This is a genomic window from Streptococcus sp. FDAARGOS_192 (genome assembly GCF_002073815.2).
GTDB classification, from domain to species: domain Bacteria; phylum Bacillota; class Bacilli; order Lactobacillales; family Streptococcaceae; genus Streptococcus; species Streptococcus salivarius_H.
Window position 1 is genome coordinate 18,191 of record NZ_CP020431.2, and the last position, 20,029, is coordinate 38,219.

The following is a 20,029-nucleotide window of genomic DNA, read 5'->3' on the forward strand; positions in this document are numbered from 1 at the left end:
GAACGTATGACTGTCAGTCATGCGTTTTGTGTTATACTGAAAAAAACAGACAGATTAGGAGATTATGATGCAATATCGCAAAGCAAGACTAGACGAAGTTCAGGAAGTTGCACAAGTATGTGCCGATGCCTTTGAAGATTACCCCTATCTTTCAATGATTGCCAGTAATTTAAAGAAGCCTGAACAGTATCAGGAATTTGTCTTAGCCTTGCAGGAAATATTGGTGCGTTTGGCGATTAAACGGGACTCATGTTTGGTGGCTGAAAAGGACGGTCGCATTGTTGCGGCAGCTATTTTACAGCATCAGACGATTTCTATGCTTAATTATCTTCAAAATGGGGCGACCAAGCTTTTCCGTTTTATAAGCATCACCAAGTTGTTCAAGTATTTTAACTTTGTTGAAGAGTCCGAAAGACATCTGGATGATTCTGCAGAATACGACTGGTACTTGATGATGTTGGCGGTGACTCCAGATTATCAAAGAAAAGGGATAGGGAGTCGTTTCTTGCTTGAAGGGGTTGAACCTTTTGTACGTAGTACAGGTGGTCACAGTCTTGGTTTGATTACCAATCGCGATTACAATGTACCTTTCTACGAGAAAAATGGCTACAAACAATGTGGTTATAAGGTTTTGACCTACGAAACACACAAACTAGGTAACTGGCCTTTTGTCAAATCGCTTGATGAATAGCCTTGTGCTATTTAATTAAGATAAGCAAAATGAATCTGGCTTCGGCTGGATTTTTTTCTTAGCCTTAGAGTCCTTCTTGTCTGGCTCATTCCTTATTTTTAAGCCTAACTATGCTATAATTAGGAAACGCTATTAGAGGAGGTTTATATGTCAACTCCAAGTATTTATGGGGAATATGCTCAGTATCTCCCCAAGATTCTACAAGAAATAACAGACCCGATTATTGCGGCTAATATAACTAGCAAAAAAGAAACAGGCTTTAAACTCTATGAACATTTTATTTCACGAATCAAAGAAAGCGATTCTATGCGTGAAAAGTGTCGTAGGAAAAATTTACCTGAAACCAGCCAATCTGCTCTCAAGGAAATTCGTGACAGTATTGGGATTCGAATCGTTTGTGGCTTTGTCGATGATATTTACAAAACTATTGATGTTATCAAGGCTATCCCTGGCGTTTCTATCTATAACGAGAAAGATTACATTTTAAATGCTAAGCCCAATGGCTATCGTTCTTATCACCTCATTTTGGAAATCGAAACCGAGTTTCCAGATGTGCTAGGAAATGAGAGAGGAACCTATTTTGTCGAGGTCCAGCTTCGGACCATCGCTCAGGATTCCTGGGCCAGTTTGGAGCATCAGATGAAGTACAAGCACGATATCAAGAATCCAGAAATGATTACTCGTGAGCTTAAGCGCTGTGCGGATGAATTAGCTTCATGTGATTTGACCATGCAGACCATCCGTAACTTAATTCAAGAAGGAGGGGACTAGAATGGCTTTGAAAATTCTACTAGCTGAGGATGAAGAGGCTCTTTCTCGAGTTTACAAGGCAGCACTAGAGCATCAGGGTTATGAGGTGGATCAAGCATTCAATGGGCAAGAGGCTGTTGATTTAGCTGCACAAAATGCCTATCAAGTAATGATTATGGATATTATGATGCCCATTAAAACAGGTATTGAGGCCCTGAAAGAGATTCGCTCCTCTGGGGATAGAACCCACGTCATTATGTTGACAGCTATGGCTGAAATTGATGATCGCGTGACTGGGCTTGATGCTGGGGCAGACGATTACTTGACCAAGCCTATTTCCCTTAAGGAGCTTTTGGCGCGTCTGCGCTCATTAGAGCGTCGTGTGAGTGAGAGCTTCACAGCCAAAATTTTGACTCTTGGTTCTGTTCGTTTGGACCAAGAGGAGCAAGAGTTAGTTGCTGGGAATTCTATTCGACTTTCAAGTCGTGAGACCAAGTTATTGGCTCACTTTATGCTCAATCCTGCTAAAAAACTAACGACGGAACATCTTTTTAAGACCATCTGGGATGATGAGGAAGATGTAGATGAGTCAATTGTCTGGGTCTATATTTCCTATCTGCGTCAAAAATTGCAAGCCATCCAGGCTGATATTAGCATTCTTGGTGAGAAGGGTGGCGACTTTTGCCTCCGTACCAATTAGAGAGGAGCAGCCTATGTTTAGACGTTTGCGACTTCAATTTATTACGATTGCTTCCTTGGCTATCCTTTTTATCTTGGTCTTTACGGTGGGAATCATCAATACGGTGAGGTCCTTTCAGACAGAGCAGGAAATTAGTAAGGTTCTTAACACGCTTACAGAAAATAATGGTAGTTTTGGAAAAACAAAAAAAATTGAGACCAACCAAGGGCGTGAAATTCCATCGGATAGCTTTAGCTTTTTCAGTGTAATCTTGTCCGGTGACGAAGTGGTTAGTCAGGATGTCAGTCATACTTCTTTAGTAGATGATGAATCAGCTGCTGATTACGCCCTTGCAGCTAGCCGTATGTCATCTAGTATTGGGACAATTAGAGAAAAAAACATCAATCTGAGCTATCAGGTTAGTAAGGTTAGCCAAGGTAGGATTCTGGTAGTCTTTCTAGACACTACCTCTTATTATAATTCTTCTCAAGCCTTGCTTAGTATTTCTATCCTCTTATCCATGTTTGGCTTTATCTTTTTTGTTGTCATTGTCAGTGCCTTATCAGGAATCGTCATTCGTCCCTTCATTCGAAACTACGAAAAGCAGCGACGTTTTATTACTAATGCTAGCCATGAATTGAAGACCCCGTTAGCCATTATTTCTGCCAATACAGAGCTACAGGAGCTTATGACTGGAGAGAATGAATGGACCAAGTCAACAAATGACCAAGTGGCACGTTTGACCAATCTAATCAATTCTCTTGTGGCTCTATCCCGTCTGGAGGAGCAGCCGGACATTGTTCTTCAAGATGTGGATTTTTCCTATATTACTGAGGATGCTGCAGAGGACTTTAAAGGTCCCGTTATCCGAGACGGTAAATCGTTTGTCATGGATATTACTCCAGGGATTCATGTTAAGGCAGAGGAGAAGTCTCTCTTTGAACTCGTGACCCTGCTTGTGGATAATGCTAACAAGTATTGTGATCCAGAAGGGACGGTTACTGTAAGGCTTCGTCAGATTGGTAGGACGCGAAAACGGGCTCGTCTAGAAGTGTCTAATACTTATAAAGAAGGCAAGTCTGTTGACTATAGTAAGTTTTTCGAACGTTTTTACCGTACAGAAGAATCCCATAATAATAAAGAACATAAGGGATTTGGTATTGGTCTGTCTATGGCACAAAGTATGGTCAAATTATTTAAGGGACGTCTCTTTGCTTCCTACAAAAATGATACCATTACTTTTACAGTCATCTTGTAAAGATATTTTTTAAATATTTGACTAGGTGAAAACCCTAATTTATGATAAAATAGTAAGGATGAAGATTTAGTATTTTCTTTGCAAAAAAGAAATCATTTTCCTAACCGATTCGTCAAAGGCAAAGCTCAAATGAGCCTTTACAATTCTTAAGACGATGCTAATTGATGACTTAGGAATGATAAATCTCAGTTAAGAATAAAAGTTGAAAATAAAATAGTTAATAGGGAGAAATCATGGCAGAACCAAAATACAAACGTGTCCTCATTAAACTTTCAGGTGAAGCTTTAGCTGGTGAACGAGGTGTTGGGATTGATCTTCCAACTGTCCAAGCTATGGCTAAGGAAATTGCTGAAGTAGCGGATTCAGGTATTCAAATTGCTTTAGTTATTGGTGGTGGTAACCTCTGGCGTGGCGAACCTGCTGCTGAAGCAGGAATGGATCGTGTTCAAGCAGACTATACTGGAATGCTTGGAACAACGATGAACGCCCTTGTTATGGCTGATAGTCTGAAACAACTCGGTGTTGATACACGTGTTCAAACAGCGATTGATATGAAGTCTGTAGCGGAGCCTTATATCCGTGGTCGTGCCCTTCGTCACCTTGAAAAAGGCCGTATCGTTATCTTTGCAGCAGGTATTGGTTCACCATACTTTTCAACAGATACAACAGCGGCTCTTCGTGCAGCTGAGATTGAAGCTGATGCTATTCTTATGGCTAAAAACGGTGTTGATGGTGTCTACAATGACGACCCTCGTAAAAACGCTGATGCCGTTAAGTTTGACGAGTTGACACACGTGGAAGTTATTAAACGTGGTTTGAAAATCATGGATGCCACAGCTTCTACCCTTTCAATGGATAATGACATTGACCTTGTTGTCTTCAATATGAACGAACCAGGAAACATCAAACGTGTTATCTTTGGTGAACAAATTGGAACAACTGTATCTAACAAAGCAGAATCACACAAATAAGAAAGAGAGAATTTATGACAAACGCAATTATTGAAAAAGCAAAAGAACGTTTCGCCCACTCACATGAGTCATTGGCCCGTGAATTTGGATCTATCCGTGCAGGTCGTGCCAATGCATCACTTCTTGACCGCATCACTGTAGAATACTATGGTGCTCCAACACCACTTAACCAATTGGCTTCAATCACCGTTCCTGAAGCACGTGTCCTTTTGATTTCACCATTTGATAAAGGCTCAATTGCTGATATCGAACGTGCTATCAACGAATCTGACCTTGGTATTAACCCAGCTAACGACGGTTCTGTTGTACGCTTGGTTATCCCAGCACTTACAGAAGAAACACGTAAAGAGTTGGCTAAAGAAGTGAAAAAAGTCGGCGAAAATGCTAAAATTGCTATCCGTAACATCCGCCGTGATGCTATGGATGAAGCTAAGAAGCAAGAAAAAGACAAAGAAATCACAGAAGATCAATTGAAAGCTTTGGAAAAGGATATCCAAAAAGCAACTGATGATGCTGTTAAGAAGATTGACAGCATGACAGCAGAAAAGGAAAAAGAACTCCTTACTGTTTAATCAATAGAAAAATAAGGAGAGTGGGACAGAAGCAAAAGAGCATGGACTATGTTAGCTTCCTTGTCCGACTCTCTTTTTAGAGGAAAAAAGATGAATACATTACTTGGAACAATCATTACTGCACTAGTAGCTGATGAAAATGACAAATTTTACTTTGTTCAAAAGGACGGTGTAACTTTTGCCTTGTCTAAAGAAGAAGGGGAGCACGCTATTGGTGACATGGTGACAGGTTTCGCCTACACAGACAGCAAGCAAAAATCACGTCTAACGCAAAAAGAAATCAAAGCCACTCGTGATTCCTATGATTGGGGAGAAGTTACTGAAGTCCGCAAGGATTTGGGTGTTTTTGTAGACGTAGGAATTCCAGATAAGGAAATCGTAGTCTCTTTAGATGTTTTACCTGAACTCAAAGAGCTTTGGCCTAAGAAAGGTGACAAACTCTATATCAAACTCGATGTTGATAAAAAGGATCGTATTTGGGGACTTCCTGCCGAACCTGAGGTCTTCCAACGTATGGCTGGTCCTGCTTACGATAATATGCAAAACCAAAAATGGCCAGCCATTGCCTACCGTCTCAAACTCTCAGGAACCTTTGTTTATCTACCAGAGAATAACATGCTTGGTTTCATCCATCCATCAGAACGTTATGCGGAGCCACGCTTAGGTCAGGTCCTTGAAGCGCGTGTGATTGGGTTCAGAGAAGTTGACCGTACCCTCAATCTTTCTCTTAAACCACGTTCTTTTGAAATGCTCGGAAATGATTCACAGATGATTTTGACCTATTTAGAGAGCAATGGTGGCTTTATGACACTTAATGACAAGTCATCACCAGCGGATATCAAGGCAACCTTCGGCATTTCTAAGGGACAATTTAAGAAAGCTTTAGGTGGTCTGATGAAGGCAAAAAAAATCAAACAAGATCAGTTTGGAACTGAATTAATCGGTTAGGAGAAGGTATGAGAAAATCCTTTTATACTTGGCTCATGGCCCAGCGTAATCCCAAATCAAATGAACCAGTAGCAATCTTGGCTGACTTGGCTTTTGAAGATTCAACCTTTCCTAAACATACAGATGACTTCGAAGAAGTCAGTCGCTACCTGGAAGATCAAGCTAGTTTCTCATTTAATCTTGGTCAGTTTGATCAGATTTGGGAAGACTATCTTGCTCATTAATAGCGACTAAGTCTAGGATAAGCAAAAAGACTCTTAGCATTTTCTTTTAAAAGCAGTTACCATTTGAGCTAGATGAATTGTTACAATTTTTTACAAATATCTCAGCTGTTTTTCAATAAATTAGGCTTGTTACAACTAGTTAGTAATTGCTTTAAAGTGCAGTAAATCACCCCTTTTTTGACAAAAAGTGTGGTATCATTGTAGATGTTAAAATTGTTAAAAAAGGAATGAATTATACATGTTATCAAAATCTAAAACAACAAAGGCACTTCTTTACTCGACCGCAGCACTTTCACTTTTTGCTGCAAGTCACGTACATGCCGATGAAACTTCAAACTGGGCAGCTCGTTCAGTAGATCAAATCAAAGCAGACATCGCTGTAAGTGACAACCAACAAACTTATACAGTTCAATACGGTGATACTTTGGGAAGTATCGCTGAAGCAATGGGTATCGATGTGAATGTTTTGGCTAACATCAATCAAATCACAAACATTGATTTGATTTACCCTGGAACAGTCTTGACAGCAACTTACAATGCTGATAATCAAGCTGTCTCTGTTAAAGTTGAAGCTCCAGCTTCAGAAACATCAACTACACCTGTAGTTGCAGAAGCTAATTTGACAACTAACGAAGTGACTGTCAATGGTCAATCTGTAGTTGCAGCGGACTTGACAGCTCCAGTTGAAACAGTAAGCACAACAGCTACTCAAGCACCTGCTACAGAAGAATCAACTCAAGCTGTTTCAGAAGTAACAGAAGCTATCGCTTCAGCATCAGAAGCACCAGCATACGCAGAAACTGAACAACCAGTTGCTGATGCTATTGATCATGTCACTGCGTCAGCAGAGGCTACACCTGAAGCAGAAACTACTCCAGCTGCTGAAACACCAGCACAACCTGAAGTAAAAGAAGAAGCTCCAGCGGCAGAACCAGCAGCAACATCAGAAGCGTCTTCAGAAGCACCAGCGACTTCAGAAGCACCAGCAGAGCAACCAGCAGCAACATCAGAAGCTGCTTCAGAGGCACCAGCTGCTTCAGAAGCACCAGCTGCTTCAGAAGCACCAGCAGAACAGCCAGCGGTAGAACCAGCAGCAACATCAGAAGTGGCATCAGAAGCACCAGTAGCTTCAGAGGCACCAGCAGCACAACCCGCATCAACAAATACACTTCCAACGGATCCACACCTTCAACCACAAGCTGAAGCTTTCCGTCAAGATGTAGCAGCACAATTCGGTCTTACTGACATCGGTGGTTACCGTGAAGGTGACCCACAAGACCATGGTAAAGGACTTGCCGTTGACGTTATGGTACCAGTTGGTTCAGAAGTTGGTAATCAAGTCGCTCAATATGCTGTAGACAATATCTCAAATGCAGGTATTTCATATGTCATCTACAGACAACAATTCTACGCACCAGTAGATAATATCTACGGACCAGCTAACACATGGAACCAAATGCCAGACCGTGGTAGCGTTACTGAAAACCACTATGACCATGTTCACGTGTCATTTAATGAATAAGTCAGAATAATAAAAAGTCACGCCTGGCGTGATTTTTTTGATATAATGGAGAAAAAGACGAAAGAAAGAGGAACTCTATTTGCAAGAGTATTCTGTTGAAATTACCCTAAATCACCCAGATGATGTCTTGTCACTTTTTGGGACCAATGAGCGCCATCTAAAACTTATTGAAGAAAACCTAAATGTTATCATTCATGCTCGAACAGAGCGTGTGCAGATCCTTGGAGATGACGAGGAAAGTGTTGAATTGGCTCGTTTGACCATTCAAGCCCTCCTTGTTTTGGTGGAGCGTGGAATGTTAGTCAACACCTCAGATGTTGTTGCAGCCTTAACCATGGCTCAAGATGGTTCGATTGACAAATTTGTTGCCCTTTACGAAGAAGAAATTATTAAAGACCATAGTGGCAAACCAATCCGAGTGAAGACCTTGGGGCAAAAGGTTTATGTTGATAGCATTAAAAACCATGATGTGGTCTTTGGGATTGGTCCAGCTGGTACAGGGAAGACTTTTTTGGCGGTTACCCTTGCGGTTACAGCTCTTAAACGTGGTCAAGTTAAACGTATAGTTTTGACACGTCCAGCAGTTGAGGCGGGTGAGAGCCTTGGTTTCTTGCCTGGTGATCTCAAGGAAAAGGTGGATCCTTACCTTCGGCCTGTTTATGATGCCCTTTATCAAATTCTCGGCAAGGAGCAGACGACCCGACTTATGGAACGTGAAATTATTGAGATTGCCCCCCTCGCTTATATGCGTGGTCGTACCCTAGAGGATGCCTTTGTTATCCTTGATGAAGCACAAAATACAACCATCATGCAAATGAAAATGTTCTTGACTCGTCTTGGTTTTAATTCTAAGATGATTGTCAATGGGGACATGAGTCAGATTGACTTGCCACGTCGTGTTAAATCAGGCCTGATTGATGCCATGGAGAAATTAAAGGGAATCAAGGCTATTGATTTTGTTCACTTCTCTGCTAGTGATGTCGTACGTCACCCAGTAGTAGCTGATATCATTAATGCTTATGAAAAAGATGCACCTAAGTTTGATCTTGAGAAAAAATCAGAAGAATCAGACCAGGCTAAAGAAGTAGTATCAGGATTGACCGAATACCCAGTCATTGGTGCTGAGGATCTTAAAAAGTAAATAGCTGAAAAGAGGTTTGAGAGTATGAGTTCTCAACCTCTTTTTCTTTGGTAGTCAAGTCACAGATTTCCTCTCTATTTTTGGTAAAATAGTATTAAAGAGTAGGCTAATATGAAGGGGAGAGGTATGATTAAGGCAAAAAAATGGAAGATTGCTATCATTGTATTGCTTGGACTTGTTGCGACAGTCTTGATAGCCATAGGAGAGGGAAGATTTTGGAAGTATCAAGAGAACTATATTCCAGATGGTACCTATCAGATGATAAAATACGAGGATAAATCGGCATATTCCAATGAATTGATAAATAGGACTGAGCGGGGAGAGAATAATGATAGCTTATATGAGGATTTTATAGTTGTTGAGAATATGAAATCTCAATTTTATTATGTTTTTGTGGGAGATGGGGAATCTTTTGTCTCACCATTTGAGCACGATGAAAAGCTCCCACAGACTTTTGACCCACGTACAGGGACTTTGAAACAGGATTTAACAGTTTCTGAATATAAAGCTCTAGTGATTTCTCATATTGATAAGATTTCTAAAAAGGGAGAGGAGTACTCAAACGTAAAGGAAGTATCTGTCCAAAGGTGTGTAGATGATTATAAAAAAATGTTGAAGCAAAAAAGAACTTATGAAAAGCGCCCTAATGGTCTCGTTCTGACTGTTTATACTAATGATGGACATATTGAGTCGCGTAGAACTTTTAAACGATTGAGCTCAGAGGAAGCCAAAGGGGTCAAAAGTGGTTATGATAGGGATTATGAGTATGCCTTGAAGTATTATAATTATTCAAGGCATGATGGGGATTATCTCATCTGGCGCTGATCCACTTATCGTGCAAGCGCCTCTTTACTATCAAGAATCATAGCCTAATGTTTTATTAAAAAACCTTACAGTCTTTATGATAATTGTCAAATACTATTTCACCATTTATTTTGGTACAATAGAACGGTAGACCAATAAAAAAGGAGATTATTATGAACCAGCAAGAGTGGATTGAGTACTTTGAATTAGTCAACGGTCGCAAACCAACTCCCGCAGAGTTAGCTCAAGCTCAAGCAGCAGGCGAGTTTATCCTTGAACGACCTAACCCTAACGTCTTTGGCTCAAATGGACAGGCGACGGAGCAAAGACCGATTAAGCCAGCTGAACCTGTGATAACGATGACACAGCAGCCTCAGTTTGCACAAACAACAGCAACCTTCCAACAAGTCGTACCTGCTAAAAAAGGTATGTCTAAGAAAACTAAGATTATTTTGGCGTCAGTCTTGGGTGCTGTGGCAGTGATTTTACTTTCTGTTGGTGGCTATTCATTATGGCGTTATCAGTCAGGAAAAATTGTAGATGGAACCTATGAAGTAGTTTCTTTCTCTCGTTATGATGAAGACAAAGATAAAATGGTTGATGGCATAGATGAATACAAGGACGAAGGTTTGGACTTGCAGTCTTTTGTAGTTGTAAAGAATAATCAATCTAGAACCTACAATTTAGTAGAGAGTGACAATAAATCATATGTTAGTTTGATGGACTATGAGACAGATGTTCCTCAGGTATTTGATCCGTGGAATAGAACAGAGAGTCAAGTTTTAGATGCGGATCAAGTCGAAGATGTCACAAAAGACTTCATGAAAAAGATGAGAAAAGACTATTCGTTTTATACCAAAGAGGAAGCTGACAAAGTCGTTAAAAAAACAACAAGAGAATATAAAGATACCTTGAAGGAAAAACGTACCTATGTCAAGCATGGCGATGAATACACTCTGACTACTTATGATAAAAAAGGGAAGCTTCAGTCACGTATTACTTATAAACGTATGAGTAAGGGAGACGCTGAGGAGCGCTGGGATGACTATAAGGATGCCATCAAAGATTATAAGAAAGATTTGAAGACTTATAGTGATCAATATGATGACTTCAAGGATTACTATGATTATGGTTATGGCTACAATTATGGCTATGGTTATGGTAATGACTATGGCTATGGTAATAGCGATGACTATGGTAGTGGTTCTAAATCAGGCTCTGACGATAGTAAAAGTAGTAAAAAATCTAGTGATAAAATCTAATCACCCAATGATGTAAATGAGTAAAGTGGTACGAGAAGGAGAGCCAAAACTCCATTCTGGTATCGCTTTTCTTTATATGGAAATAATCAAATAGCCTTGGAGTCTTTTTTCTGTTAGAATGGAAGTATCAATGAAAAAGGGGACTTTTATGAACGAAAAAGAGTGGTTAGATTATTTCGAAACAATCAATAATCGTAAGCCGACAGAGGAAGAAATCCAACAAGCAAAAGCTAATGGGGAATTTATTTCTCAAGAGGCTAAGGACGAGGGTGTTAATCCACAGCAAGCTCAGTTGAGTGACCAAGTGACACAAGCCGTTTCACAAGTTGCTCCTGCTAAGACAGGCTTGTCTAAGAAAGCTAAAATTATTATTGCTTCTGTAGTGGGGGCGATTGTCCTAGTGGCACTTTCATTTGGTGGCTATGCATTTATGCACCTGCAAAGCGGTAAAATACCTGAAGGAACCTATCTACTTGAAACTTATCGCTTTTACCATAAAGATAAGAAGAAAATGGTTGATGGTATGGAATCTTTCAAGGAAAGTGGCCTAGAGGCTCATGATTTTGTTAAAGTCAAAGGTAACAATGTTAAATTTTATTTTTATACCTTAGCTGGCGGGAACAATCTGGTTGACTTTACAGACTATGATACTGACGAAGCATACCGTCCAGATGCTTGGTCTAGAACGCTTAAACCAAACATGTCACTATCTGAATATTCGAAAGTCATTGACCAGGCAGTAGATAATCAATACAAAATAAGTGAATATCGAACTCAGGCTGATAACGATGAAAGTAAAAAGATTTACGTTAAATCCTACAAAGAATCTCTTGAAGAAACCGTTCGATACAAGGTTAAGGGTAATAAATTGATTGTCACTACTTATAATAAGAAAGGCAAACTTACAGAAGAAAGAAGTTTCAAACGCCTATCAGAGGATGACGTGAAGAAATTAGATTATGACTATGAACGTGATGTTAGAGCGGATAAAAAGCTCTTTCAAAACTAGTAATGTTTAAAACCAGCTTAGCTGGTTTTTTTAGTGTCCAAAACGTGCTATAATAAGATGTTATATCATCAGTGTTAGCCCATTTGTTAACATATGAAAGGAAATTAAAATGACAAAAACATTCTACATCACAACACCTATCTACTACCCATCTGGTAAATTGCATATTGGTTCAGCCTATACAACCATTGCTTGTGACGTCTTGGCACGTTACAAACGTATGATGAACTATGATGTCTTCTACCTTACTGGGCTTGATGAACATGGCCAAAAGATTCAACAAAAGGCTGAAGAAGCAGGCATTACACCACAAGAGTATGTGGATGGTATGGCTGTTGGTGTTAAGGACCTCTGGCAACTTTTGGATATCTCATACGATAAATTCATCCGTACGACTGATGATTACCATGAAAAAGTTGTTGCTCAAGTGTTCGAGCGTCTCTTGGAACAAGGAGATATCTATCTTGGTGAATACTCAGGTTGGTACTCAGTTTCTGATGAAGAATTTTTCACTGAAAGTCAGTTGGCAGAAGTTTACCGTGATGAAGAAGGCAATGTCATTGGTGGGGTAGCTCCATCAGGACATGAAGTAGAGTTGGTTTCTGAAGAATCATATTTCTTTAAACTCAGCAACTACGCAGACCGTTTGACTGCCTTCTTTAAAGAACATCCAGAATTTATCCAACCTGATGGTCGTATGAATGAAATGCTTAAAAACTTCATCGAGCCAGGCTTGGAAGACTTGGCCGTGTCACGTACAACCTTTACTTGGGGAGTAAAAGTACCATCAGATCCAAAACATGTGGTTTATGTGTGGATTGATGCCCTTATCAACTATATCACTGCACTAGGTTATGGTCAGGATGAGCATGGTAACTTTGATTTGTTCTGGCAAAATGATGAAAACCACGAAATCATCCACATGATTGGTAAGGATATCCTTCGTTTCCACTCAATCTACTGGCCAATCATCCTTATGGCTCTTGATTTGCCATTGCCTACACGTCTTGTTGCCCACGGTTGGTTCGTCATGAAAGACGGTAAGATGTCTAAGTCTAAAGGAAACGTGATTTATCCAGAAATGTTGGTAGAGCGTTTTGGTCTTGATCCACTCCGTTACTACCTCATGCGTAGTCTTCCTGTCGGTTCAGATGGTACCTTCACACCAGAAGACTATGTAGCTCGTATCAACTACGAATTGGCTAACGACCTTGGAAACCTCCTCAACCGTACAGTTGCCATGATTAACAAGTATTTCGGTGGTCAAGTGCCTGCCTATGTTGAGAACGTTACAGACTTTGATACTGATTTGGCTAAGGTTGTGGCTGAAAATATCGAAGAGTTCCACAAACAAATGAAGGCTGTAGATTTCCCACGTGCCTTGGACGCCGTTTGGAACATCATTTCACGTACCAATAAGTATATTGATGAAACAGCTCCATGGGTCCTTGCAAAAGAAGATGGTGACAAGGAACAATTGGCAGCTGTTATGGCTCACTTGGCTGCTAGTCTTCGTGTCGTTGCCCACCTCATTCAACCATTCATGATGACCACTTCAAATGCCATCATGGAACAGCTCGGATTGTCAGGAGCGTTTGACCTTGAAAATCTTGAACTTTCAGGCTTCCCAGAGAATGTGACAGTCGTTTCAAAAGGAACTCCAATCTTCCCACGTTTGGACATGGATGAAGAGATTGCCTATATCCAATCTCAAATGAACGCAGGCAAACCTCAAGAGAAGGAATGGAATCCAGAAGAGGTTGAACTTAAGTCTGAAAAAGACCAAATCAAATTTGATGATTTTGACAAGGTTGAAATCCGTGTCGCTGAAGTTAAAGAAGTAGAAAAAGTCGAAGGTTCAGACAAATTGCTTCGCTTCCGTCTTGACGCTGGTGACGGTGAAGATCGTCAAATCCTTTCAGGTATCGCTAAATTCTATCCGAACGAACAAGAATTGGTCGGCAAGAAACTTCAAGTCGTGGCTAATCTCAAACCACGTAAGATGATGAAGAAATATGTCAGCCAAGGTATGATTCTTTCCGCAGAACATGATGGCAAACTCACTGTCTTGACAGTAGATCCATCTGTTCCAAACGGAAGTGTGATTGGGTAAAATATCATATAAAAAAAACAGTTTATCAATTTTTTGAATTGGGAAACTGTTTTTTACTAATCTTCAGTTGTGACTAAAGCGCTTGAAATAGATCTTTGTTGAGTGATCGAAAGTTTTGCTTCCTTAAAACCCGAAATCATATACTCTTAAGGGAAGTCTTAAGAGGACCTGGTGTATAAGAAAACGAGTTCAGTCGAACTCGTTTTTTTATACACTATATTTCAATAAATGCTTAATGCGTTCCACACTTTCATCAGGACCATAAGCATTTGGGTATCGGTCTAGTTTACTGATAGCGTCAAGGTCTGCTTGGTCTAGGTGGAAGTCAAAGCTATTAAAGTTTTCCTTCATTCGTTCGATATGGGTACTTTTAGGGATGGTCAGAATGCCTTGCTGGGTTTGCCATCTGAGGATGACCTGGGCAACTGTCTTGCCATGTTTTTCAGCAATAGCAGTTAGAGTTGGGTCCTGAAAAATACCATCCTCTCCTCTATGAAAAGGAGCCCAGGCTTGCGTTAAGGTGCCAAATTCCTTATCAGCTTTCTGAATCAGTTTGTGTTGTTTATAGGGATGCAACTCGATTTGATTGACCGCTGGAATGACCGGTGTCTGCAAGGCAAAATCCGCCAAACGCCCTGTTGAGAAGTTAGAAACACCAATGGCTCTAATAAGTTCTTCATGCTTAAGCTCAATCATAGCACGCCAGGCACCATGTAAGTCGCCAAAAGGTTGATGAATCAAATATAAATCAAGATAGTCAGTATCTAGTTTGCGAAGTGTTTCTTTTAGGGCTAATTTGGTATCTTCGTAGCCAAGCTGGCTAATCCAGGCCTTACTAGTCAGGAAAATCTCCTCGCGAGGGATACCAGTTGCCTTAATGGCACGTCCCACGGCTTCCTCATTTCGATAAAGGCTAGCAGTATCAATCAATCGATAACCTACAGAAAGAGCATCTTCAACGGCTTTTTGACATTCTTTTTGATCGAAAATTTGCCATACACCAAAACCAAGCACGGGTATTTTGATGCCATTATTAAGTGTTTGAAATTCCATTTTCTTCTCCTTAGTGGTGGGGTAGTAAGCTATCCTGAATTTCCTCGATAAATGCTTGAATAATTGCGGATTTTTTTTGCTTATTATTTGTCACAAAACCCAAGGTGTGCTTTGGACTGTTCTTCAGTGGAAGTAAAACAATTTGGTCCTTAATGAAACTATTAACAATACCGAGGCCAGAAGCGTAACTATCTGAGGCACAGAGCAAATTCATGACACTGCCTCGGTCATTACTGTAAATCACTTGTTGGTCAGGCAGAACCTCGAGAGGATCTTCGTCAAAATGAATTCCAGAGCTTTCTTGACGAAAGCGGACCTGTGGGTATCCCTCTAAATCTTTGAGATTGAGGGATTTTTTGTGAGCTAGGGGATGTTGGCGACCTAAGAAAATCTTGGTTTCAAACTCTCCAAGTGGGGTAAAAGTTAAATCCATGTGTTGGAAACTGCGTTCTAGGATATGGTCGTTATCTTCATCTAGATAAATAATCCCCAGGTCACTTTCGAAGCTTTCAACGCTTTTGAGAATCTTCCTAGTTGTTGTTTCAATCAGTTGAAATTCTTGATAATCACTACGAAAACGTTGGGCAATGTGAGCCATGGGAAGTGACAAGAAATCGTAGTGGTGACTGGCAACAGTGAATGATTTCTTAAAGGATTTGCGATAGCGTCCTTCTAGTAGATCTAGCTCTCCAAGAATACGTTTGGCGTATTTGAGAAAATCATGACCGTCATCAGTTAGTTTAGCTCCTGTATTGGAACGTTCAAAGAGTTGGACTCCAAGTTCTTCCTCTAAGTCACGGATGGATGCTGAGAGATTAGGTTGAGTCAAAAAGAGTTTTTTAGCAGCCTTACTAAAAGACCCTGTTTCAGCGATAGTCTGAACATAGCGACATTGTTGAAAATTCATAAGCATCCCCTTTAAAAAAATATGATTGTAGGTCATATTATAACAAAATGAGAAGTCTAAAATCAGCAAAATTCTGATAGGAATAGATGAAGACCTGATATGAAATTTCTATGATTAAATCGTTTTAGGAGTAATAATGAAAATTGAGATAAGTTGTAAGAATGTGGTGCTGATAAATGAAAAACTGCATCCCCAGATTAGACACCAAAAATCTAACTTGTGGGATGCAGTTTGAAATATTAGTCATTAAGATATCTAATAGCTTCCAATTTTTTAGGTCGAATGAGGAAGAGTCCTAGGGCAATAAGTGGTAACCAGAGAATGAAATGCCAGATACTTGTAGCCGGAGCAGCCTGTGTTGATTGTGAGAAAAGTACACTAGCAAAATCAATCAAACAGTGCAGAACAATAGTCCACCATAGGCTACCAGTACGTAGGTAAATCGCCGCATAGAATATACCTATAGCTGTCGCATAATAAACCTGAAACAGGGTAGCATTCAAGGGTTGGTGAGTGAGATTTCCAAGATGGGCTAGTCCAAAGGATAAGGCTGATAAGAAGACTCCTTCTAATACCTGTTTTGAAGACCTAATACCATCTTGGAAGGCGAGTTTAAGGAAGATTCCACGAGAAAAATATTCCTCAAAAAAGCCAGCCCCTAAGGCAATGATCAAGGCAGTGCCAATCATATGGGGTGCCTTACTGATACCAAAAGCACTAGCAGAAATATAGAAAAAATCTGCCAAAAGAATTAACCAACAAACACTTAAGGTTTCAGACCAACTTATCTTTTTAGCTGATTTGAGTTTTAAACCTAGACGCCTATGTACTAGGAAGTAATATCCGCACCCAAGAACAATCGTTTTAATGAGGTAAGCTAGATTCTCAGGCAAAGGCTTAAGAAGCAAACGAAGTACAAGGTTCGCTAAAATAAAACTAACCCCAAGAAGAATCAGCAATCTCATTTCTTTTTTAGTCATTGAAAAGTCCCCCAACTTTCTTAACATTTTTTTCAAGTATATGACGAAAAACGCTTAAAGTCAAGGTCTTGAAGGTGTTATTTATGTGTTTTTAGTAATGAAGAGGTCACTTCATGGTAACCCGAATATAGTAGAAAACATATGCTATCTTAGAAACAGTCCTTTATGAGAAAAAAATGAACGGCTGTAAGAAAGTAATAAGTGAAAACTCTATGAACCCCTTACGAATTACAATTAATTGTAAAGAAATGGTTAAATTATAACAAAAGTGTGTCAAACTTTAAAAACATGTAGCAAATATATAATATTTTTTTCAGAAAACTATTGCTAAATTTTGAAAATCACGGTAGTATATTAAACGGTGAAGAAAATAGGTTAATAAAATGTTAACCAAGAAGGAGAAAGTGTAAATGAAAGTCAATCCATTTAAAACAACATTGTATTCAAGCGTATTGCTTGCAGGACTCGCGGCTACAAGCGTAGCAGCTGCGGATGAAGCTAAAGATGTAACAGCAACTACTGATACTGATGCAACCGTATCAAATACGACTGCAGAATCAAGTGCTAATCTTGTTAAAACAACAGGTGATGCAGCGGTTGTCACTACAGTACCTGGAACAGAAGAAAAAACTACTACTGAAACAGATACTACTGTAAAAACAACAACTAAAGCTATTGCTGAAGTTTCAAATCCTGACTTCAATAACGCTGTTGAGGCTGCAACAACGACTGCAGCAGCATCAAAAGATTCTGCTGATGTTAAAGCTGTTCAAGATCAAGCAGCTAAAGATGCTCAAGAAGCTTCAAATACAGTTGTTTCTGAAAATAAATTGACTCGTGAAGAAGCTGATGCAGCTCTTACATCTGCTAAAGCAAATGTTGTTGCAACAGGAGGATTCACAGCTACAGAAGAAGCAGGTGTTAAACACACTAGCGTCGAAGCTGCTAACAATGACAACAAAGTTCAAACAACAGCTTTGACAACTGCGGTTTCAGAATATAATCAAAAACTTGCAGATTACAAAACACAATTGGACAAATACTACCAAGACGTTCTTGCTTATGCTGCTTGGGAAAAATCATACAAGGAATATACTGGTGGAACAACAGCTCGTCTTTTGACAAAGGGCTTGGCTGAAAATGCCACTGGCTTGATTTATAAAACAGAATCTAATGCTACTATGACTGTTGAAAACTCAGCAGGTTCAGTTGACTACTTGGATAAAACAATCCAATCAGGTCACTCAGTAGATGAAATCCTTGAACAATTCAACACATCTCGTTACATTCCAAGTGACTTCAGTGCAGCTAACGGTACACAGTACACTATCAATGCTGATGGTGAATATACTGAAGATGTATGGTTGAAGATGGCTACAGGTCAAACGTTGACTGTAACATACAACAATCTAAACGGAACATCATTCAATGGTACTCCAGTTAAGAAAATCGTTGCAACTTACACTTTGGTAGAAACACCAAGTACAGATGGTTCAGCCATTGTTAAGTTGTACCACGATCCAACGAAGACACTTTTCATTGGTTCACAAACTGACGACACTAACAAAAAACTTCATGTTAAGATGAACTTGAATTTCTTTGAAACTGAATCATCAGTGACACCACTTGATTTGTCTAAGAATGGATCAGTTTTGAGTATCTCATCACTTAACCACTGGAATACTGAGCTTGGGAACCACATTGAAAAAGTTGGTTTGAATGGTAATGAATACGTTCAAATTCCTGGTTCATCTATCACTTTGCATGAGGATGGTTATGCTTATGCAACAAACGATAACGAATTTGTGGCTAACGGTTCACGCTTTAACAGTGACTCAACAGTAGACCCAACAACTGGTGAAGTCACAGATGAAGGTTGGGATGCGATTAACCCAGATGGAACACCTCGTACGAAGAATGCCTACTATGGTGCTGCTGCAACAATCTTCAAGGGTGAACCAATGGACTTCATCGTAAGCGGAAATAACCTTAACGTTCCAACTGCTTACTGGTTCGCAACTAACTCAACAGTAGTTGTTCCTGAATTGCCAGAAGAACCAAATAAACCAGTTCTTCCAAATACTGTTTCAGCATCAGTTACTTACCACAAAAACTTTGTGTCTGTTGAAGAAACAACTGAGAAACCAAAACCTCAAGTACCAACAACTCCAACAGAACCTACACCAGGTAAACCTGTAACACCAACATCAGTACCTGTAAAAGAAGAAGTTCCAGCTCTTCCAGCTACTGGTGAAAAATCAACAGCAGCTTCTGCAGCAGCAGGTGCAGCTATGGTGACATCAGCTTTGGCCTTGTTCGGTATCTCAACTTACAAACGTAAACACTAAGATAATACAAAAAAGCTAGGAAATTTTCCTAGCTTTTTTGGTTTGGAAGAATCAAGATAGCTAGAAATAAGAAAGATGAAATTTTCTGACATTTAGTAAAACTACTTGATTTAGACTCAAAAAAGAAAAAATGATATACATTTTCTAATTTTTTCAAAACTGCAAACAAGGCCTATATTATAGGCTTTTCTCTATAGCTAACCATGTAAAAAACAAGGGTCTAAATATTATTTTCAAAAAATATGAAATAAATTAATTGACAAAAAATTATAATACAGTATAATAGATTGTGTTAGGAAGAGTTTGTTTTTTTGGCAGGGTGACTCCCTAGTCCAAAAAAAGACTAGCTTAGAATCTGGAATTCTAAGTTATCAAATTCCAATGTTTCATTGTGATGATTTAAAAAGAGAAGATTTAAACAGCAAACAAATCAGATTAATCGATTTAAAACATCAGCATCATCGTAGCGGGAGCTAGCGGTATTTTTAATCCGTGTAGAGCAAACGACAGATTCAAAAACAGCAGAATCGGTAGAGACTAATCTTCAAAAGCAAAGAGGGAAAGAAAATAAAGCAGTAACTGCTAATATACCTATCAGAAGGTGGATTAAACCTAATGACTGATAGGTGGTATGTTTTGAGAGTGGCGTTTTTAGCCAATACTCTTCTAGGAAATAGTATCTTGTAAGCAGTAAGACGTTCTGCGTCAAGAAGCTAGAGGGAAAGCTTTTTAGATTGACTGACTATCAATCATAAGATACTCTTGACTAGAAACCATTTTGGACCAACACGGTTTTG

Annotated in this window: 18 protein-coding genes; 15 read left to right on the forward strand and 3 right to left on the reverse strand. The window is 39.5% G+C overall.

Translation table 11 applies throughout. The features are described 5' to 3' along the window. The first annotated feature begins 67 nt into the window (after window positions 1–67). From A6J31_RS01170 to metG, 14 genes are all read left to right on the forward strand, one after another. Window positions 68–691, forward strand: a complete 624-nt coding sequence (locus A6J31_RS01170) for a GNAT family N-acetyltransferase (RefSeq protein WP_080610278.1) — start codon at window positions 68–70, stop codon at window positions 689–691. Between the two features lie 147 nt (window positions 692–838). Beyond that, the gene (locus A6J31_RS01175) at window positions 839–1,462 is read left to right on the forward strand and encodes a GTP pyrophosphokinase family protein (RefSeq protein ID WP_013990132.1); all 624 of its coding nucleotides are present in this window, start codon (window positions 839–841) and stop codon (window positions 1,460–1,462) included. A gap of 1 nt (window position 1,463) precedes the next feature. After that, complete coding sequence (locus A6J31_RS01180; RefSeq protein WP_048790160.1) at window positions 1,464–2,141, forward strand: response regulator transcription factor; 678 nt, start codon at window positions 1,464–1,466, stop codon at window positions 2,139–2,141. A 13-nt stretch (window positions 2,142–2,154) separates the two neighbouring features. Continuing rightward, window positions 2,155–3,378, forward strand: coding sequence for a sensor histidine kinase (locus A6J31_RS01185; protein ID WP_080610279.1), 1,224 nt, complete (start codon window positions 2,155–2,157; stop codon window positions 3,376–3,378). Between the two features lie 233 nt (window positions 3,379–3,611). After that, entirely contained in the window at window positions 3,612–4,349 is a 738-nt protein-coding gene (gene pyrH, locus A6J31_RS01190; RefSeq protein ID WP_002885551.1) for a UMP kinase, read from the forward strand. A gap of 14 nt (window positions 4,350–4,363) precedes the next feature. Continuing rightward, complete coding sequence (gene frr, locus A6J31_RS01195) at window positions 4,364–4,921, forward strand: ribosome recycling factor (protein WP_002885567.1); 558 nt, start codon at window positions 4,364–4,366, stop codon at window positions 4,919–4,921. A gap of 90 nt (window positions 4,922–5,011) precedes the next feature. Further along, window positions 5,012–5,869, forward strand: coding sequence for an RNA-binding virulence regulatory protein CvfB (gene cvfB, locus A6J31_RS01200; protein WP_080610280.1), 858 nt, complete (start codon window positions 5,012–5,014; stop codon window positions 5,867–5,869). Window positions 5,870–5,877: 8 nt separating this feature from the next. Next, window positions 5,878–6,093, forward strand: a complete 216-nt coding sequence (locus A6J31_RS01205) for a YozE family protein (RefSeq protein WP_002885591.1) — start codon at window positions 5,878–5,880, stop codon at window positions 6,091–6,093. Window positions 6,094–6,331: 238 nt separating this feature from the next. Beyond that, window positions 6,332–7,615, forward strand: a complete 1,284-nt coding sequence (locus A6J31_RS01210) for a LysM peptidoglycan-binding domain-containing protein (protein WP_080610281.1) — start codon at window positions 6,332–6,334, stop codon at window positions 7,613–7,615. 79 nt (window positions 7,616–7,694) lie between these two features. Continuing rightward, window positions 7,695–8,756 carry a PhoH family protein gene (locus A6J31_RS01215; protein ID WP_080610282.1) on the forward strand — a complete coding sequence of 354 codons (1,062 nt, stop codon included), beginning with the start codon at window positions 7,695–7,697 and terminating at the stop codon, window positions 8,754–8,756. Window positions 8,757–8,882: 126 nt separating this feature from the next. Further along, complete coding sequence (locus tag A6J31_RS01220) at window positions 8,883–9,581, forward strand: hypothetical protein (protein WP_080611226.1); 699 nt, start codon at window positions 8,883–8,885, stop codon at window positions 9,579–9,581. A gap of 152 nt (window positions 9,582–9,733) precedes the next feature. Then, window positions 9,734–10,822, forward strand: a complete 1,089-nt coding sequence (locus A6J31_RS01225; RefSeq protein WP_002885565.1) for a hypothetical protein — start codon at window positions 9,734–9,736, stop codon at window positions 10,820–10,822. Window positions 10,823–10,952: 130 nt separating this feature from the next. Continuing rightward, the gene (locus A6J31_RS01230; protein WP_002885540.1) at window positions 10,953–11,831 is read left to right on the forward strand and encodes a hypothetical protein; all 879 of its coding nucleotides are present in this window, start codon (window positions 10,953–10,955) and stop codon (window positions 11,829–11,831) included. 109 nt (window positions 11,832–11,940) lie between these two features. After that, window positions 11,941–13,944: a methionine--tRNA ligase gene (metG, locus tag A6J31_RS01235; RefSeq protein ID WP_080610283.1), complete on the forward strand. Its 2,004-nt coding sequence runs from the start codon at window positions 11,941–11,943 to the stop codon at window positions 13,942–13,944. Between the two features lie 207 nt (window positions 13,945–14,151). Here the strand turns inward: metG and A6J31_RS01240 are convergent, their stop codons facing one another. From A6J31_RS01240 to A6J31_RS01250, 3 genes are all read right to left on the reverse strand, one after another. Next, window positions 14,152–14,997 (reverse strand): aldo/keto reductase, encoded by an 846-nt coding sequence (locus A6J31_RS01240; protein ID WP_080610284.1) that lies wholly within the window; start codon window positions 14,995–14,997, stop codon window positions 14,152–14,154. Between the two features lie 10 nt (window positions 14,998–15,007). Beyond that, a complete protein-coding gene (locus A6J31_RS01245; protein WP_080610285.1) occupies window positions 15,008–15,904 on the reverse strand; it encodes a LysR family transcriptional regulator in 897 nt (298 codons plus the stop codon). Between the two features lie 239 nt (window positions 15,905–16,143). Then, complete coding sequence (locus tag A6J31_RS01250) at window positions 16,144–16,884, reverse strand: CPBP family intramembrane glutamic endopeptidase (protein ID WP_080610286.1); 741 nt, start codon at window positions 16,882–16,884, stop codon at window positions 16,144–16,146. 410 nt (window positions 16,885–17,294) lie between these two features. Between A6J31_RS01250 and A6J31_RS01255 the strand changes: the two genes are divergently transcribed. Next, entirely contained in the window at window positions 17,295–19,232 is a 1,938-nt protein-coding gene (locus A6J31_RS01255) for a GbpC/Spa domain-containing protein (protein WP_080610287.1), read from the forward strand. Window positions 19,233–20,029: the final 797 nt, after the last annotated feature.